This is a genomic window from Priestia megaterium (genome assembly GCF_041941685.1).
Lineage (GTDB): Bacteria > Bacillota > Bacilli > Bacillales > Bacillaceae_H > Priestia > Priestia megaterium_C.
The window spans coordinates 1,963,201-1,980,972 of sequence record NZ_CP130958.1 but is presented as its reverse complement, the minus strand read 5'-3'; the positions used below and the strand labels follow the sequence as shown (position 1 = coordinate 1,980,972).

The window sequence follows — 17,772 nt, the reverse complement described above, 5'->3', positions numbered from 1 at the left end:
AATATCTGCAAACATTCTGCACAATTATAAATTACATTATAGACATATTAAGTTATTATGGAGGTGCCGTAGTGAAAAAAATATGGCTGACTTTAATGTTTTCGGTATTAGTTGTAATTGGAGTGGCGTGTTCTAATAGTGAAGGCAGCATGAAAGAGCATGACATGTCTAATATGAATGAAGAAGACATGAGCAATCACGATATGTCCAATATGAATACGGGCAAGGGAGAAGAGAGTAAGAAAGAAAAACTTCCTTCTACTCAAGCAACACAGATAAAGACAGGAAAGGAATTTACACTAACAGCTAAAGAAGCTACACATGATTTTGGTAATGGAACGAAACTACCTGTTTGGACATACGATGGCTCCGTACCTGGATCTCAAATTCGGGTTAAACAAGGTGATAAAGTTAAAGTTAACTTAAAAAATGAATTATCTGAACCTGTAACCATCCACTGGCATGGGCTTCCTGTACCAAACAGTCAAGATGGTATTCCAGGGGTCACCATGAACGCTGTACAGCCTGGTAAAACATTCACTTATGAATTTACAGCTTTTATTCCGGGAATATATTGGTACCACTCTCATCAAGATAGTGTAAACCAGATAGATAAAGGCTTATACGGGACGTTGATTGTAGAAGGAAAAGATGAAGAAAAAGTGGATAAAGATTACACACTTGTATTAGATGAATGGATTTCATCAGGTGTGAGCAGTATGGAAGGTATGGATCATAGTTCCATGACAAGTGAGAAAGATACCAAAGGTACAGATGACTCAACTGAAAGCATGGATGGGATGAACATGAACATGGAAGATGACATGAGCATGTACGATCTTTATACCATTAATGGAAAAAGTGCAAAAAATATGGAAACCCTAAAAGTTACAGAGGGAGACACTGTGAAACTTCGTTTAGTAAATGCAGGATATATCTCTCATAAGATACATGTGCATGGATATGACTTTAAAATTGTCTCAACAGACGGGCAACCAATTAATGACCCTGCTATTATAAAAGATCAAACGGTGACAGTTGCTCCAGGTGAGCGATATGATTTAGTATTTAAAGCTAACAACCCTCGAACATCGTATATTGAATCTCATGATGATACTGATGCTGCTAAAAATATGGTTGCTAAAATTGTTTATAATAATTCAGAGAAGACAAACGATAAGCAAAATCCAAAAGAGTCTTTACCAAACATTGATATCACCAAATACGGCAAAACAGCAAAAGGTGATTTTTCTCTTGATAGCAAATATGACGTTGATTATACAATGAATCTTGGTACAGCGATGAAAGACAATAGCATGGTTTATACCATTAATAATAGAACCTATCCTAATACTGAACCACTAGATGTAAACGAAGGCGATTTAGTTAAAGTAACGTTGAAAAACACATCTAAATCAGCTGATCATCCAATGCATTTACATGGACATTTCTTTCAAGTGTTGAGTAAAAACGGAAAGCCAATAGAAGGTTCACCACTGATGAAAGATACGCTTAATGTTAAACCAGGTGAAGAATATGTTGTAGCATTCAAGGCTGACAATCCTGGAAACTGGATGTTTCACTGTCATGATTTACATCACGCTTCTGCCGGAATGGTCACAGAAGTAAAATATAAGGGCTATAAATCTTCTTTCATACCAGATTCAAATGCAAATAACAAACCCGAATAAAAGAATCCCCAGGCAGCAATATTGTCTGGGGATTCTTTTATGATAAATCATAATATTGTTTATTATAGAGGAACTCGAACTTAAATTTCAGGAGTAGGTGTCGGTTTTGCATATCCACTTTTATATTTTTCATCAATCGATTGACGAATTTGTTTAATTGATTTGCCGGATTCTAAATCAGAAACTGACTGCGCTGCAATCTCAAGACAAACCCCACATTTTGTTCCATGGTCATCCCATACTACCTTTCCATCTTTTTTATTCTCAAGTATGAAGCAATCATAGTTATTTTTATGTCCTGCCGATTCCCCACAGCCACAGTAGCATGGAATATTCTCTAGTAGCTCTTTATTTTGAGCAGCATTTGCATAAATGGTTTGCATCTCTTCTGGTTTATCCTTCAAAAATTTAGGTAAAACCTCATTACTTGCTGTTTCTTCCCTAATGTCACCACTAACGTGTTCGGAATGTTGTTGATGCTCTTTCTCTATAGCATTTGTTTTTTCCTTACTAGCCGTTTCTTCACTTGAACTTGAACAAGCTGTAGAAACTATGCTTACTATTAACATGATTAATACAACTAAAGACTTTTTATGCAATTAAGACACCCTTTCCTACTATTATATTAGTAACTAACTCTATAATAGTAAGGAAAAGTTCAACCTACAAGGTATATCCATCATTCTTGTCCTTTTTAAAACAACTCATAACAAAATCCCTTTAATGACCGTGAAACAGTGAAAGGGAATACTGATAAAAGTAAATAATTAATACTCCTAAACCTATAAGCATCCATACATGTAGACGTCTAAAATGAGTTATAGCCTTGCCTATTACTTCATGAAAGCTAACGAAGGACAATGTACCGATTGCTCCCCCAGTCGATAAAGCTTGTAATTTAAGTGAGGAAGCTTGTACGCTTTCTCCAATTAATAAACTACCACCTAAGGATAGAGATAAGAAGGCTACAATTAGTAAAAAGAATAATTGAGGTACTTTTGCTACAGAAAGAACAGTCATGATTGCCATGCCCTCTGGAATCTGGTGTAAAATGGTGGCTACAAACACAGAAGTTGTCTGAAACAGACGTTGTTTCTATTACGCTTTTTTCCTTCTCTCTTTTCTGAATACATTTCGTTTTAATATGCGGTGCTGTATCAGCTGTAACATTAGCATAATAGCAAGAAACAGTATCTGAAATTGTTTCGTCCTCAGTGTGCTCTAAATCGGTTACTACATACCTTTCATGATCCTGTATCGCTTCGATAATCCGTATATCATTAAATTCCTCAAAGCCTTTATCGCCTCCACGAACAATTAACAGGATATGATAACTTAGATCTGCTCTTTTAATAGCAACAGCTATATCTTCCGGTTCTGAGAGATTACAATTAAATACTGTGCAAAGCTCAAACTTTCATTTATAAGTAATCAAAAAATACTTAAAATTATATTTTTTTGTTTCCATTTTTTAAATTTATTAAACCTTTTATGGAAGCGAATTTAATTTTATTATGGATTGGAGGCTTACACTCTCTTCTGCTAAATTTTAAATTTATATTGGAATCTGATGAATAATGTACGCCTCTAACAATTATGTACATGAAGAAAACAGTAGATAACCTTTTATTTTTCAAGAGATTGGATAAAAATATTAATTATGTGCATCTATATTTATAGAGATAAGTCTGAATCTCCCGCATGTATAATTTCTGTGACCGTGGGCTTTTTAAGCAGCTTTTTTACCACTTGAAACTGCTTCGCTTTTGAGCGCGTCACTTCATATTGAAAACGGTCTGGAATCATCGGCAGCGTGTCAATTGACCACTTTTTCCACTCCGGCTTATAATCTTCCGGACTCACAAGCTGACATAAATGCCCGACTGCCCACGTTACATATGCTCCGTCTGTAAACACTTCATTCGGTGGAATCTCTAAATAGCCCTCGTGACGCTTCGGCTTAAACTGTGAAGCTAGCGTCGATCCTTGATCCGGCTTTTCTGCAATAATTAACTTCATGTATCTAATCACCTTACATTTCAAATTTCCATGTAAAACTTATTCACTTTTATTATTTTATCATAGAAAGAGCTGTTGGAGTATGAATGAGGAGAAAAGTAGTTTAGATGAGGGATACCTATCTCATTTTAAAAACGTGTCGCTATCCGTTATACCTTTTCAATAAAAAAGCTGTAGATCATTTTCTACAGCTTCGATACACATCTGAATTTTTCTGGCAACAGCCATTATCATATCGACTAAAACAAATCTCCTTTAGGACGTGCTATGAAATAATCAATAACCAAATATACAAACCAATAAGCGTAATAAACAATGTCGGAATCGTTAAGATAATACCTGTTTTAAGATACGTTCCCCATGAAATCTTCACGCCTTTTGTTGAAAGAACATGAAGCCATAAAAGCGTCGCTAAAGACCCAATCGGGGTAATTTTCGGACCTAAATCCGATCCAATGACGTTTGCATAAATCAATGCTTCCTTGATTGTTCCAGCTACGTGTGTTGCATCGATTGCTAGTGCATCAATCATAACGGTTGGCATATTGTTCATAATCGATGAAAGAATAGCCGCAGTGAATCCCATACCAATTGTTGCTGCAAACAGTCCATGACCAGCCGTTGCTCGGATCACGTCAGCCAGAATTTCTGTTAAACCAGCATTACGCAAGCCGTATACAACAACATACATGCCGATAGAGAAAAAGACAATCGCCCATGGAGCTCCCTGTAACACTTTTTTTGTATGAACCGCTTGGCTTTTTTTGGCCATCATCAAAAACAGAATAGCAATAATACCTGCAATAATCGAAACAGGGACGCTAAAGAATTCTCCAATTAAATAGCCTAGCACTAACAAAACCAAGACAATTCCAGATAACCGAAACATCTTTTCATCTTTGATGGCATCCACTGGCTTCTGCAAATCTGCTACATTGTACTTCTTAGGAATTCTTTTGCGGAAATACAGATATAAGACCATAATACTTGCAAACAGAGAAACCAAATCTGGAACAATCATGCGTGATGCAAATTCAGAAAAGCTAATACCAAAGAAGTCGGCTGATACGATATTTACTAAGTTACTAACAACTAGGGGCAGCGACGTTGTATCTGCAATAAATCCACTTGCGATAATAAACGGAAAAACCATTTTATCGTCGAACTTTAATGCCCGAACCATGGCTAGTACAATGGGTGTTAAAATCAACGCTGCTCCGTCATTAGCAAATAGCGCTGCTACAACGGCTCCAAGAAGAGACACGTAAACAAACATACGCACGCCGTTCCCTCCTGCAGCTCTAGCCATATGAAGCGCTGCCCATTCAAAGAAACCAATTTCATCTAAAATTAAAGAAATAATAATAATAGCAATAAACGTAAGAGTCGCATTCCACACAATGCTGGTTACCTCAAGAACGTCTTGAAAATCAACAACGCCTGCCAGTAAAGCAAGCATAGCCCCCCCGCAAGCCGACCAGCCGATTGATAAATTCTTCGGCTGCCAAATGACAAAAATTAATGTTACTAAAAAAATCAATGATGCTAGTACAACTGATGCCACTTTTTAAACCTCCAATTATTCACAACAACTAATACGCAGTCCTTGTTTTTCCAGCTCTTTTAAACGTTCATCCTGACTTGGTACAGATTTAAGTACGCCCAGAACAAACTCATAGTACTGGCTTTCTTTATTAAGAGAATAAAAAACCCATTGCCCTTTTCTTCTTTCCTTCACAAGTTCAGCATCTCTTAATTTTCGTAAATGCTGACTAATTGACGGTTGGCTAGCTTGATAGATATCTACGAACTCACACACACAGCATTCATTGTTCTCTATTAATTTCACCATCGAAAGCCTTGTTTTATCTCCCAATAATTTTAAGATTTGGGCTGCCTTTTCAATACTATCTATAGGTTTTGTGCTCATTAATGAATACCTCCTACTCCCTTTCAGTTGATAGATAATAATGTGCTTATGTATTAATGCTCATTACTATAATTGATTTCTAAATGTTTTACAATTTTTTAGTAAACTAAAAGTGATTTAGTAGTTGTCTAAGGATTTAAAGAATTTATTTTTTCCTACTAATCTAAACCAAATCTAGCACACAATACTATAAGTATATTTTCTCGTAAAAACGCTCCTAATGTCCTTGGACAAACATACATACTTATTTTGTCTATTAGCATAAAATATAAAGAAAAATAAGCAAGGATGATGATAAAAAAACATTATTCCTATTATAACCCGCAAGATGGTAAATATTATGTAGACAAGCCTTACTCTCTTAGAGACAATAAAGTATCTCCCTCTGCTTCCCCTAAAATCCCTTTGAAAAACACAGCCGACAGAGCTTTTAAAATCCCTGTATTCCTCAGCCACCCTTCTATGCTTAATGCTACCCAAACAAAATTTCTTAATCGTTTAATTGATGAAATTGAACGTGCTCTTCTTTTCCCTCGTACACTGCCTGATACAGAGCAATATCCTAATAAAACGATCACAAGCGTTCGCCGAATGATACTCTCTAGCTATGAGTTGATCGCGGTGAATATGCAGCAAGTCTTCGCCAATTATACCATGACGAATATTCCCGGCGGTACACCTCCGCCACCATCATGGGAAGGTGCCCCTTTTTTACAAATAGAGCCAAGCATGGGTTACCAACGAGGCCTGCCTTTACTTCTTATCAAAGAATCAGGTGTCAATAGTATAGGCGTCTGGAATCCATCAGTAGTTCCTTTCTTTATTATTGAATGGGATTCTGCAAAGCCGCTTGATGAGTTTTTTAACCGTGTTGAATGGAAAGAAATATTTCAAAACTGGGTGGCTCAAGTGCGAAATGGCTACTTTATTCAAACACAGCCTTCCTATCGATACGGCCCGGATGATCTATAGAAATCACTTCAAACGAAGAGCACTTTCGAAAGCTATTTCTATAAAACAAGTTGGAATGCGAGGTGAATATAATTGACTTTAATTAATAGTGGGACATGCGTAGGAGTTCTATATCGAGCTAATGCCGGTGCATCATGCAAAAACGGGTATTGTGTTCATAATGGAAGATTAGTAGGCGGCGTCATAAGCTCAAATGCTGGCACCTTAACGGTTACAAGAATCATCGATAACACAAAGTTACAGACCTATAATGATATTCTTCTGAGTCACCGAGCCGTAAACAAAACGACAGGGCAAGTCACGCAGCAATATTTGTATTTTAGAAGAAATCAATTGGAAAAGGTAGAAGTCACGCCTTATACGCAATATAGTGACCCTAGCTGTCAAAGAGAGAATCATTATAATATCCCTGATGTTATCTATCCTGGTGAATGTGTAGGAATCAGATATCGGATAGGAGATGAATGGCATATAGGAAATGGGCGATATCTATATTGGACAGGCCAAGTGAATCACTGTATATTTGATGAACGTCCGCAAAGTACAAATAGGCAATTTTTACGGCAGATTTGGTATGCACATTGGATACTCGATCCAAAAAATGAACGAAATATTATACACCAAAAAACTTCTCGAGGACCTGGATCTCCAAGAGCTGAACGTAGAATTTATGTGTTTAAAAATCTGCTTCCTGCAAACGGTGAGACCGTCCTTGTAAAAGCTGCTTCTCCTGTAAATTCTGCTTCCTGGCCTTTTCGTATTATCTATCAGTGAGAAAAATAGAGAATAATCCTTCGTTCAACTATAACTTCCAGCCTCCATCAAGTTTTTTTCAACATTCCACAAATATTGTGAATGCCCATCCAAATATTACTGACTACCAGTTGGATGGGCATTTTCTTATAATTTTTCTATTTTTTATTTGTACATATGGTTCGCTTTTCTCTTTTTTGTAAGAAAATAGAGGCACTAATCCACGAAGTAATTGGAATAATAATGGCTACACCAATGCCTCCGCTTAAGATAGAAATGACTTCTGCACAAAAGGTTTTTGAATTGATAATATCTCCAAACGAATACGACAATCTCTTAAACCATATAATTAAAGTTAAATATCCCCCTACAAATGCAAAATACAGTGTATTGGTTGTGGTGCCTAAAATATCTCTTCCGATTTTCAGTCCTGAATTGAAGAGATTTTTTTAGTTACGGACGGATCATGAACAAATAATTCATTCATAGAAGATGAAATAGATAGCGAAATATCAATGATCGCTCCTATGGCTCCCATAATAATTGTACAAATGGCTATTTTAGCAAAGTCAATTCCAACGTAAAGTGAAAAAGCGTTAATTTCTTCTTCTTGTTCTTCTCCAAACCCTTGAATCATGGCATGATGTTCAATGATAAAAATAAAGAGTACTAAAACGGCTAAGGTAATAATCGTTGAAACAAACGCAGCAATCGTTTTATGATTGAATTTATTAATATAAAATAAATTAATGCAGCTAATGATTGTACAAGCGATTAACGTAACAATAATCGTATTTTTTATAGACAGCATAAAGAGAATGGTTAGAAAAATAACGCCAAAATTCAAGAACAAAGCAAGGAAAGATCTAACCCCTTTTTTTCCGCCCACAATACTCATAAGAATAAATAAAATAAGAGCAAGCAATAGTAAAACGTTCACTTTCTGTTCCCCTTCCTAAAAATAAAAAGAATCGAAAGATAGAGTGTAATTGGAATCGTTAGCACAATGCCAATACTGCCAGTAAGAGCACGGATTAACTCTAACGAGAAATTCATCGAAAACGTGTATCCTAAAGGAGAGCCGTTTTTTAAATAAAGAAGAACCATTGGAATTGTTCCACTTATATATGAAAAAAATAAAATATTCGTCATGGCTCCCATGATGTCTCCGCCAATTTCCTTGCCCGATTTTAGTAAGTCTTTGTGCGCTATCTCTTTATTCTTTTCATATAGTTCATAGACAGAAGAAGTAATCGTAATAGCTACATCCATGACAGCTCCTAAAGATCCAATTAGTACCTCACTCATAAATATTTTTTGAGGAGGAATCGTCACAAACTCCATTCCTTCATAATGAAGACCATTAGAATCTGTTAGCTGCATGACGATGTATGCAATTAACAGAGAAACAAACGTACCTATTAAAGTTGAAATAATTGCTACATGCGTTTTTTCTTGATTACCGCTTACTAATAACAAAGAAATAACCGTAAAAAGAACGACAGCTACAATACATACAGCTAGCAAGCTCACATTCCCTAGTGCTAAATATACATTGAGGGCCCCGATTAAAAGGACAATATTAATAAATAAGCTAATGATTGAATAAAAACCTTGCTTCCTTCCAATAGCCAGCAAACTTAATATAAATAAACCCGCGACAGCGGTAACCTGCTTGTCCCGCTTTACTCCTTCAATCGTCCCATTTAGAGCATGCTGTGAATTCTTTTCTAAGGAGACAAAAAGATCTGTTCCGACAGTATACTTTTGATCATAAGCACCTGAGTATGAGTACGTGTTCTCTAAATGAATAAGCTTCCCTTTGTATTTTCCGTTCATGATTTTAGCAACAATTTTTTGAGAATATACGGTATCTTTGTTGTGATTTAAATCAGTAGATTTATTATGTTCTACAACATTCGTCTTCACTACCTCCGCTATCGGTTTTTTATAAAGCGAATAATTGTGGTTTGTTACTATTAGCGCTATACATAAACAGCAAATTCCTAGTATATAGAGAAAGATTTGTTTACGAGATAATTTATTAGACTTTTGCTTCGAAAAAAGATTCCTTATATGCTGGGAATACAGAGGTGACATCACATAATTCCTTTCTGGTTATTATTTGAACGCCGGGCTTTTGAACATGAAGAGACTGCAAAGAGATCTAAATTCTTTGCAGTCTTTTCATTCGTTTATCGTGAGCGCTATACAGCAAGACATACTGCAGGTACACAAGACGCTCAAACCTACTGTTTTTTCATTCTGTACTGTACCAGAGAAAAATGAAATTATAGTGAAAACATAGAACGATTTATCCAATTCACTAATTTTTTATGACGATCTTATATAATTATAGGAGTATACAAGCAAATAGAAATGGACCATTCCGGATTAAGTACTATAAGGAGTATCACATTCACAACATATGTATAAATGACGATTAAAAAATGCCTTCATAATCACTCTTTTGAGTGATTTACTACTTCTCTTACAGAATGCTAAAATTTAAAGGAATCATTCCGTAGGTATTTTACTTGAACAAGAACAGCTTTTTCTCCCCGCAGCTGTTCTTGTTATTTTTTAATAAAAATGAAAAAAGCAGCGTGCTGGACATTCCACACGCTGCTTTTTGCGATCACAGGACTACTCTGCGGGTCGAGGTCCTGCTTCTCGTCCTGAGTTCTCTACCGTTAATATTGGCCGAACGGTGATATCTTCATTTACACGAATTTGACATGATAAGCGCAAGTGATCTTCAATTGAACTTTCTGAGTATGCATTTTTCTCTACGTGTGTTAAATCACAATATTCACCTTCAAGCACTTCTACCCTGCAAGTCGTGCATTTAGCTTTCCCGCCGCATCGATGAAGAATATTTATACCGTTGTCTTCGAGTGCCAAGACAAGCTTTTTTCCTTTTGCCACTTCAAAACTTCCGTATCCTAAAACGGTTACTCTTGGCATGTATCTCCCTCTTTCCCTCTACTGTGTACAAGCGATTTAAATTACACTATATGCAGTTTCTTTTTATTGCATGCCTAAATCCAATTAAGAAGACCATCGTTTTGTAATATGGCAACTAAAACGACAATCCCAAGTATAATAACAGGTATCAGTGCTTTTAAAATTTGATACTTAGATAATTCTATACGTTGAGGCTCCTTTAACAAATGACTTTGATTTAACTCAGTATTGTTTTCACTTTCTTTATGATTCATGTTCCTCTGCCTTTCTATTTTTTATAGTGCGGTTCATATCTACTTCTGCTGACATCACAAAAATAGACACAGAATTTCTTCATAAAAACCATCTTAACCTTTTTAAGAACATGCTATACTAACAATTCTATTTTAAAACAAGTCCCTTCATATGTTTCAAACAAACAAATTCATCTTGTTTCTCCTTTTAATAGCGTCAGATCAGAAGATTAGACTTTTTCACATCACTAAGTGCATGAGCAAGGTCGTTATTTATAATCAAAAGTAAAATCCCATAACGAGTCATGGGATTTTACTTCGTACGTTGGTTTTTTGGAATTTTAATTTGTTTAATATCTCCCAGCACATAAATATAGAAAATTAAGCCTAGCAACAATACAATTCCTGCTACAATAAAGCTTAGATTAAAAGAACCAGTTTTATCTAATAGATATCCCGTTAAAGCTGTAGCTATAATTCCACCAAACAAATTATTAGCTAAATTAACAATAGAACTGAGAAGAGAAATAGAGCCTGCAGGCGCAATTTCAGCAGAAATTGACCAGCCGATTGGTGCCGTTGCAGATATACCTGCCAGCCCAATCGAGATACAAATCATCGCTACTACAACACTATTAGTTAAAATAGAGCCTAAAAAAACAAACCCTAAGCATAATCCTACAACAATGATCGTGCGATATACTTTTTGACTGTTATATCCTTTTTTTATGAGGTAATCAACAAGCCAACCGCCAACTAAAATGCCAGCAAATGTAGCAATTAGCCAAGGTACTGCCGTAAGCAGACCCGATGACATGATATCCATACCGTATTTTTCTTTTAAAAAAGTTGGCAGCCACGTTAACAGTAAATTAAACGTATATCCATAGCCTGTAAACCCAATCGTTAGCCCCCAAACTTTTCGATTCGTAAATAATACTTTTAAGGTATGTAAAAATTTTGATGTTTGTTCATCGTTCGCATTTAAATTATTTTCTTGAATATACTTCAACTCATCATCTGATATGCGTCTGTGCTTTTCTGGTTTTTCGTAATAAAACCAAAACAGCAGCGTAAACAGCACGTTTATAATTCCAATGGATAAAAATGCTGTGCGCCAATCAAATTTAGTGATGAGAAACGCTACAAGAGGCGCGCCAAGTACATTTGAAAATTTGGCCGCTGAATCAAACAAAGAATTTGGTAAGCTTCTTTCGTTTGGAGGAAACCATAGAGACGTAGCTTTTGACGCTGCTGGAAAAGCTGAAGCACTCATTATTCCTATTAAAAACCGGACGATATAGAGAAGAAGTTTTCCTTGCAAAAATGCCATCGACATCGTTAATAAACTCCAAATCACCATACCCACTCTTGTTACCCATGCTACTCCGAACCGATCAAGCAAGCTTCCGGCAGGTATTTGCATGATCGTATAAGAATACGTATAAATAGAAAAGACAATTCCGAGCTCTGTTCCCGTTAAGTGAAATGCATCTTGTATTGCAGGAGCGGCCACTGACACCGCTACACGATCAAAATAATTTAAAATAATCATACTGCTTAACAAAGATGAAATGAACCATCTTGTGCGTCCTGTTCGCTTTACTGTATGTTCACTCATAGCTAGCTCCTTTCATCAGTAGTTTGTTCGTTTTATTACCGTAGCATTCTACTTAATATCACAACTTCTTTTGAAAGAAACATGCGTTTTCTTCATCCATCATGTAAGAAATCCCTCATGATAAAACATAAAACAAGAAGTAAACAAAAAGAGATTGCGTCATAACTAAATCAATCCAAACTATAGACAAACAGATAGGGGAAAGAAGATCTTATGAACCACTGGTTATACCGCTAGAAGCCATCACCTACATGAAACCTGCGTTCACCATAACAATGAAAAAATCCGAACGAGTTGGATTCTCAATCAAGAATCTCGATTCATCGTTCGGATCTTCCTTTACCTAAAATACTTTTGTACCAGCCTCTTTTTTCGCTAACAGTCTATTTGGCTGAAAGTTCACTTTCGGTTACCCACTTGTGATTTTTTACTTTCTCTCCGCCTGTAGTCGGTGCGTAGTCTACCATGTATACCGTTGTTTTTTCGGCTGAATCAATCGTTGCTTTTGCCCCTTTCATACCTTTCATATGATCTGCTTCAAGCGTTACCTCGCTACCTGGCTTTAACTGCTCGTTACCCGCATCTTTTATTTCTTCTTGAATAACCCACTTATGATTTTTCACTTTTTTTCCGCCAGTCTTTGGCGTATACGAAACGGTATAGGCCGTGGTGTCGTAAGCACCAACAATCGTTGCTTCAGCCCCGTTCATGCCTTTCATATGATCTGCTTTTATAACGGCTTTATCTCCAACTTTATATGTTGGATTCTCAGTTTGCTTTAATCCTTTTGGAACCTCTCTTGAACTAGAGTGATTCATCTCTGAGTGATCGTGCATGGATTCGTTTTTGTTAGCTGAAGGCTTTTCATGACTAGAGTCGTTTCCGCATCCGCTTAGTCCAATAATGACAGATGCACCAAGAATAAATAGCTGTTTTTTCATAACAGTCCCTCTTTTCCACATAATAAATTTTAAAATAAAAATCATTTAATCACTAGAAACAACTTATCCTTGCCTGCTCTTCTTCTTTTCTTTATTGTAGCCAGACTTTGTGCAGATTTTGTGAAGATGAAGGTAATTGGGTACGAAAAATTCCTGTGCCTAAAAAAGGCCTTCGTATGAAACACTTACCACAAGGAAAAAGTATAAAAATAAAAGGAGGAAAGAAACATGCTAAAAATACGCTTTGCTCTATCCTCACTCTTACTTACGTTTAGCTTGGTGATGGGAGCCCCCTTTGCTTCCGCACACTCCACGCTCTCATCTAGCGTACAAAAGATAGAAGTAACGTCCATTAAAATGAAAACGCTCAAAACATTTATCGATGAACAAGATATGAATGCATTCACCAATAGTATAAAAAAGGCACAGCATATGAAAATTCTCTTAGATGAAGAATCTGCTGGGAGCATTGATTGCAAAATGACCATTACCTATGGAGATGGTTCTAGCCGTCATTATTTCATTTGGATTATGGATGATGGACGTGATGTATTAATTGCTCAGCAAAAGCATCCAGAAGACCTTCATCTTAAAGGGTATGAATTGAATCAAAAAAATTCCTTGCACCTAACAAAGCTGCTAAAGAATATTCTTTAGCAGCTTTGCTTTTAGATCACTTTCACCGAGAATGGCTCGATGACTCTAATATTTTTTAGTTTATATTGCCCACATAGCATATACTGCTATGACTGCGAGCACGTACAAAATAGCTGAGACGATCCACTTTTTCATATCTTATAGCCTCACTCTCTGCAATCGCAGTGCATTTAATACAACCGATACAGAACTAAAGGCCATCGCGGCTCCAGCGACCCAAGGGGCTAACAGCCCAACTGCTGCAATTGGAATACCAAGCGTGTTGTAACCCATTGCCCAGAATAAATTTTGCTTAATATTAGAAATCGTTTTTCTACTCATTTCAATCGCATCTGCAATGCTCATCAAGTCTCCTCGCATCAGCGTAATATCAGCGGCTTCCATCGCTACATCCGTTCCTGTTCCGATGGCCATTCCAATATCAGCTAACGCAAGTGCAGGCGCATCATTAATACCGTCTCCCACCATTGCGACTTTTTCACCTTGCTGCTGAAGCTTTTTCACTTCTTCTGCTTTGCCTTCTGGCAACACTTCTGCTATAACGTACTCAATACCCGCTTGCATCGCAATAGCCTGAGCTGTTTGACGATTATCACCTGTAATCATCATCACTTCTAAGCCCATTTCTTTTAACCTGGAAACTGCTTCTTTAGAAGTCGCTTTGATGGTATCTGCAACAGCAAGCATGCCGGCATATTTTCCGTCAAGAGCAACGAGCATAGCCGTTTTTCCTTCTCGTTCTAAATTTGTCATTTCTTCTAAGGCTGTATCAATATTCACTTTATGTTGGTTCATAAGCTTTCTTGTTCCCACTAACAGCTCTCGCTCTTGTACAGTTGCTTTTACTCCATACCCTGGAATAGCTTCAAAAGATAACGGATCTTGAATCTTTATACCTTTATTTTTTATACCTGCTACGAGTGCTTGAGCTAGAGGATGCTCCGACAAACGCTCAGCCGATGCAACTAACTGTAATAGATCATTTTCTTCGTAGCCTTGTGCAATACGTACATCGGTTAACTCGGGGGTTCCATTTGTAACAGTTCCCGTTTTATCTAAAAGAATCGTATCGATTTTATGCGTTGCTTCTAAATGCTCGCCGCCTTTGAATAAAATACCAAATTCTGCTGCGCGGCCCGACCCCGCCATAATGGAAGTTGGAGTAGCTAAGCCCAACGCGCATGGACATGCAATCACTAGTACGGCAATAAGCTTTTCTAAAGCCGGTGCAAATTCGCCAGGCGCAATCCAAATATACCAAACAAAGAAAGTAAGAAGAGCAATTCCAACTACAATTGGCACGAATATACCTGAAATATAGTCAGCTAATCGCTGAATAGGAGCTTTAGACCCCTGCGCTTCTTCTACTACTTTAATAATTTGCGCAAGCGCCGTCTCCCTGCCAACGTTTGTAGCTTTTATTTTTAGAAAACCATTTTTATTAAGTGTAGACCCAATTACTTTATCTCCAATGTTTTTATCTACCGGTACGCTTTCACCTGTCAGCATGGACTCATCTAAGGCCGATTGCCCTTCAATAATCTCTCCGTCTACAGGTACTTTTTCACCAGGTTTAATAAAAATAACTTCGCCTTTTTGCACTTCTTCCACTGGAATTTCAACTTCCGCTCCGTCTCTTATTACAACGGCCGTTTTAGCCTGTAAGCCCATCATCTTTTTAATTGCTTCTGAAGAACGGCCTTTGGCATTTGCTTCAAATAATTTTCCTAAAAGAATAAGCGTAATCAATATAGCACTCGTTTCATAGTAAAGTTGAGCTGTATGAGCAGGTGAGCCAAGCGATTTAAGAGAAGAGTATAGACTGTAGAAATAAGCTGCGCTTGTACCTAGTGCTACTAAAACATCCATATTGGCGCTTTTGTTACGCAGAGCTTTAAATGCGCCTACATAAAATTGCTTCCCTACCACGAATTGAACAGGCGTAGCTAAAGCGAGCTGAACCCATGGATTCATCAGCATATGAGGTAAAGGAATAAACGATGTAAACGTAAAATGGCTAACCATTGCCCATAATAACGGTACGCTTAAAATAAATGCAAACCAAAACTTTCCTTTTTGTTTACTGAGTTCTTTTTCTCGGTGGCTTTGCTCTTCTTCTCTTTCTTTCGACTTTAGCTTTGCTCCGTATCCAAGCTTTTCAACTCGCTGCGTTATATCTTGCGGAGCTATTTGAGAAGGGCTGTATTCGACAGAAGCCGTTTCTAAAGCAAGGTTAACACTTGCCTTTGTCACGCCTTCTAATTTGTTTAACCCTTTTTCAATACGAGTCGAACAAGCGGCGCACGTCATGCCCGTAATAGCAAACTCCGCTTTTTCACTTACAACTCCGTACCCAAGCTTTTTAATTTTTTCTTCAAAGGCCTGTGGACTTGTTTTAGACGGATCAAATATGACAGTAGATCTTTCTAAAGCCAAATTCACGTTTGCTTCTGTTACACCTTCTATTTTTTTTAATCCTTTTTCAATTCGGTTAGAACACGCTGCACATGTCATACCCGTAATTTGCAAGGTGGCTTCTTTTTGTTTATCACTCATCACGTTTCCCCTCCTGTTATATACCCATAAGGGGTATATATTTTTCCTAAATCAAGCGTGCGAAGGTATTCGCACGCGATGCTGTTTATGCTACGTCATAACCTTGGTCATCAATAGCTTCTTTAATATCTTCAATCGTTACTTGACTAGGATCAAATGCAACTGTTACTTTTGCGTCTTCTAAGCTTACTTCTACGCTTTTAACGCCATTAAGTTCGCCTACGCCACCTTCAACAGCTTTGACACAATGACCGCAAGACATTCCTTGTACTGATAATGTTACGTTTTCCATTTCTAGCATCTCCTTTATTTCATTAATCGTTTAATGGTTGTTAATAATTCATCTACTACTTCTTCATCACCATCTTGCACACGTTCTACAATGCAATGCTTCAAGTGACCTTCAAGCAAAATTTTACTTACACTATTTAAAGCAGACTGCGCAGCTGCGATTTGAGTAATCACGTCGTCACAATACGTATCTTTTTCAATTAATCCTTTAATTCCTCGAATTTGTCCTTCAATTCGATTTAATCGGCTTGTTAGATTTTTTTTCACTTCTGGAGAATGGTGACTTTTTCTTTCACTATTTATCGTACAACATTTTTCTTCACTATTCATGTGATTCGCTTCGACCATCTAACATCCTCCCTTCATGACTTCACCATACTATACCCCCTACCCTATGTAAAGAGAAAAGGTGGCTTACTTTATCTTTTCACCAATTTCGATAGCTATGCTCATATCATTTTCAACTAACATCAACCCACTTATAGCCTATTCCCCATACGGTTTGCAGGTATTCGTCTACAGAAAAACCCGCTTTTCTAAGCTTATCCCTAACATTTCGCACATGGGAGTCAATAGTACGATCTCCAATCTCCGCCTCATATCCCCACACTAACACAAGCAAGTCGTCCCGGCTGAACACACGATTTAAATGCTGAAGAAGTAACCCCACTAATTCAAACTCTTTAGGCGTCACTTGAATGTGCTGATTTTTATATTGTAATACGTGGTCTTCCTTGTTCCATACTAACCCTTTATAGGTGATTTCATTCTTTTCTTTTAAGGAACGTCTAAGAACCGCACTGATGCGTGCAACCAATTCTTCTTCGCTAAACGGTTTAGTAATATAGTCGTCTGCCCCTATATTTAATCCTTTTACTACATCTAACGTTTGGCTGCGGGCTGTGAGCATAATGACCGGTAGATCAGACATTTTCCTTATTTTTTGGCAAATCTCCCACCCATCTTCGCTTGGCATCATAATATCTAATAACATCAAATCTGCTTTGTTACCTTCATAAAGATAGCGCAGCGCTTCTGTGCCTTTTTCAAATTTTATACATGTAAATCCGTTTGGTAGCAGATAAAGTTCTAGTAAATCCAGCATCCTTGCTTCATCATCTACTAATAAAATAGTGGTCAT

The 17,772-nt window shown here is 37.1% G+C and carries 17 protein-coding genes and 2 pseudogenes; 4 read left to right on the top strand and 15 right to left on the bottom strand.

The window, feature by feature from the left end:
- Positions 1 to 71 precede the first annotated feature (71 nt).
- Positions 72 to 1,691: a multicopper oxidase family protein gene (locus Q5794_RS10160; protein ID WP_374989063.1), complete on the top strand. Its 1,620-nt coding sequence runs from the start codon at positions 72 to 74 to the stop codon at positions 1,689 to 1,691.
- A gap of 80 nt (positions 1,692 to 1,771) precedes the next feature.
- Here Q5794_RS10160 and Q5794_RS10155 read toward each other — a convergent pair whose 3' ends face one another.
- The 5 genes and pseudogenes from Q5794_RS10155 to Q5794_RS10135 form a co-directional block, all read right to left on the bottom strand.
- The gene (locus Q5794_RS10155; RefSeq protein WP_214986950.1) at positions 1,772 to 2,260 is read right to left on the bottom strand and encodes a PCYCGC motif-containing (lipo)protein; all 489 of its coding nucleotides are present in this window, start codon (positions 2,258 to 2,260) and stop codon (positions 1,772 to 1,774) included.
- A 151-nt stretch (positions 2,261 to 2,411) separates the two neighbouring features.
- The gene (locus tag Q5794_RS10150) at positions 2,412 to 2,711 is read right to left on the bottom strand and encodes a hypothetical protein (RefSeq protein ID WP_374989062.1); all 300 of its coding nucleotides are present in this window, start codon (positions 2,709 to 2,711) and stop codon (positions 2,412 to 2,414) included.
- Positions 2,712 to 3,380: 669 nt separating this feature from the next.
- Positions 3,381 to 3,710: pseudogene (locus tag Q5794_RS10145) on the bottom strand (DNA topoisomerase III); the annotation flags it as partial.
- 265 nt (positions 3,711 to 3,975) lie between these two features.
- Positions 3,976 to 5,274: an arsenic transporter gene (locus tag Q5794_RS10140; protein ID WP_374989061.1), complete on the bottom strand. Its 1,299-nt coding sequence runs from the start codon at positions 5,272 to 5,274 to the stop codon at positions 3,976 to 3,978.
- A 15-nt stretch (positions 5,275 to 5,289) separates the two neighbouring features.
- Positions 5,290 to 5,640, bottom strand: a complete 351-nt coding sequence (locus Q5794_RS10135; RefSeq protein WP_374989060.1) for an ArsR/SmtB family transcription factor — start codon at positions 5,638 to 5,640, stop codon at positions 5,290 to 5,292.
- Between the two features lie 462 nt (positions 5,641 to 6,102).
- Between Q5794_RS10135 and Q5794_RS10130 the strand changes: the two genes are divergently transcribed.
- On the top strand, positions 6,103 to 6,612 hold the full coding sequence (locus Q5794_RS10130) for a hypothetical protein (RefSeq protein ID WP_214986906.1): 510 nt from the start codon (positions 6,103 to 6,105) through the stop codon (positions 6,610 to 6,612).
- Positions 6,613 to 6,684: 72 nt separating this feature from the next.
- Complete coding sequence (locus Q5794_RS10125) at positions 6,685 to 7,386, top strand: hypothetical protein (RefSeq protein WP_214986907.1); 702 nt, start codon at positions 6,685 to 6,687, stop codon at positions 7,384 to 7,386.
- 144 nt (positions 7,387 to 7,530) lie between these two features.
- On the opposite strand, the pseudogene Q5794_RS10120 reads toward Q5794_RS10125, so the two are convergent.
- From Q5794_RS10120 to Q5794_RS10095, 6 genes and pseudogenes are all read right to left on the bottom strand, one after another.
- Positions 7,531 to 8,305, bottom strand: a pseudogene (locus Q5794_RS10120) (YibE/F family protein).
- A complete protein-coding gene (locus tag Q5794_RS10115; RefSeq protein ID WP_214986908.1) occupies positions 8,302 to 9,294 on the bottom strand; it encodes a YibE/F family protein in 993 nt (330 codons plus the stop codon). The pseudogene Q5794_RS10120 and the gene Q5794_RS10115 overlap by 4 nt, the downstream one beginning before the upstream one ends.
- Before the next feature lie 717 nt (positions 9,295 to 10,011).
- Positions 10,012 to 10,332 (bottom strand): 2Fe-2S iron-sulfur cluster-binding protein, encoded by a 321-nt coding sequence (locus Q5794_RS10110; RefSeq protein ID WP_214986909.1) that lies wholly within the window; start codon positions 10,330 to 10,332, stop codon positions 10,012 to 10,014.
- 74 nt (positions 10,333 to 10,406) lie between these two features.
- Complete coding sequence (locus Q5794_RS10105; RefSeq protein WP_057243893.1) at positions 10,407 to 10,586, bottom strand: hypothetical protein; 180 nt, start codon at positions 10,584 to 10,586, stop codon at positions 10,407 to 10,409.
- Positions 10,587 to 10,878: 292 nt separating this feature from the next.
- Positions 10,879 to 12,186, bottom strand: a complete 1,308-nt coding sequence (locus tag Q5794_RS10100; protein WP_374989059.1) for an MFS transporter — start codon at positions 12,184 to 12,186, stop codon at positions 10,879 to 10,881.
- Between the two features lie 383 nt (positions 12,187 to 12,569).
- Entirely contained in the window at positions 12,570 to 13,127 is a 558-nt protein-coding gene (locus tag Q5794_RS10095) for a YdhK family protein (protein WP_328245025.1), read from the bottom strand.
- Positions 13,128 to 13,355: 228 nt separating this feature from the next.
- Between Q5794_RS10095 and Q5794_RS10090 the strand changes: the two genes are divergently transcribed.
- Complete coding sequence (locus tag Q5794_RS10090) at positions 13,356 to 13,784, top strand: hypothetical protein (RefSeq protein WP_129708364.1); 429 nt, start codon at positions 13,356 to 13,358, stop codon at positions 13,782 to 13,784.
- Positions 13,785 to 13,922: 138 nt separating this feature from the next.
- On the opposite strand, the gene Q5794_RS10085 is transcribed toward Q5794_RS10090, so the two are convergent.
- From Q5794_RS10085 to Q5794_RS10070, 4 genes are all read right to left on the bottom strand, one after another.
- On the bottom strand, positions 13,923 to 16,340 hold the full coding sequence (locus Q5794_RS10085) for a heavy metal translocating P-type ATPase (protein ID WP_374989058.1): 2,418 nt from the start codon (positions 16,338 to 16,340) through the stop codon (positions 13,923 to 13,925).
- Between the two features lie 85 nt (positions 16,341 to 16,425).
- Positions 16,426 to 16,632: a copper chaperone CopZ gene (gene copZ / locus Q5794_RS10080; protein WP_214986913.1), complete on the bottom strand. Its 207-nt coding sequence runs from the start codon at positions 16,630 to 16,632 to the stop codon at positions 16,426 to 16,428.
- A gap of 14 nt (positions 16,633 to 16,646) precedes the next feature.
- Positions 16,647 to 16,979 (bottom strand): metal-sensitive transcriptional regulator, encoded by a 333-nt coding sequence (locus Q5794_RS10075; protein ID WP_013056612.1) that lies wholly within the window; start codon positions 16,977 to 16,979, stop codon positions 16,647 to 16,649.
- 112 nt (positions 16,980 to 17,091) lie between these two features.
- Entirely contained in the window at positions 17,092 to 17,772 is a 681-nt protein-coding gene (locus Q5794_RS10070; RefSeq protein ID WP_328245021.1) for a response regulator transcription factor, read from the bottom strand.

Bases quoted from the DNA above. Each gene is read 5' to 3' on its own strand.
- copZ (WP_214986913.1), bottom strand. From the start codon at position 16,632: ATGGAAAACGTAACATTATCAGTACAAGGAATGTCTTGCGGTCATTGT.
- Q5794_RS10105 (WP_057243893.1), bottom strand. From the start codon at position 10,586: ATGAATCATAAAGAAAGTGAAAACAATACTGAGTTAAATCAAAGTCAT.
- Q5794_RS10070 (WP_328245021.1), bottom strand. From the start codon at position 17,772: ATGACCACTATTTTATTAGTAGATGATGAAGCAAGGATGCTGGATTTA.
- Q5794_RS10130 (WP_214986906.1), top strand. From the start codon at position 6,103: ATGCTTAATGCTACCCAAACAAAATTTCTTAATCGTTTAATTGATGAA.
- Q5794_RS10095 (WP_328245025.1), bottom strand. From the start codon at position 13,127: ATGAAAAAACAGCTATTTATTCTTGGTGCATCTGTCATTATTGGACTA.
- Q5794_RS10150 (WP_374989062.1), bottom strand. From the start codon at position 2,711: ATGACTGTTCTTTCTGTAGCAAAAGTACCTCAATTATTCTTTTTACTA.
- Q5794_RS10090 (WP_129708364.1), top strand. From the start codon at position 13,356: ATGCTAAAAATACGCTTTGCTCTATCCTCACTCTTACTTACGTTTAGC.
- Q5794_RS10110 (WP_214986909.1), bottom strand. From the start codon at position 10,332: ATGCCAAGAGTAACCGTTTTAGGATACGGAAGTTTTGAAGTGGCAAAA.
- Q5794_RS10135 (WP_374989060.1), bottom strand. From the start codon at position 5,640: ATGAGCACAAAACCTATAGATAGTATTGAAAAGGCAGCCCAAATCTTA.
- Q5794_RS10085 (WP_374989058.1), bottom strand. From the start codon at position 16,340: ATGAGTGATAAACAAAAAGAAGCCACCTTGCAAATTACGGGTATGACA.
- Q5794_RS10100 (WP_374989059.1), bottom strand. From the start codon at position 12,186: ATGAGTGAACATACAGTAAAGCGAACAGGACGCACAAGATGGTTCATT.
- Q5794_RS10075 (WP_013056612.1), bottom strand. From the start codon at position 16,979: ATGGTCGAAGCGAATCACATGAATAGTGAAGAAAAATGTTGTACGATA.
- Q5794_RS10155 (WP_214986950.1), bottom strand. From the start codon at position 2,260: ATGTTAATAGTAAGCATAGTTTCTACAGCTTGTTCAAGTTCAAGTGAA.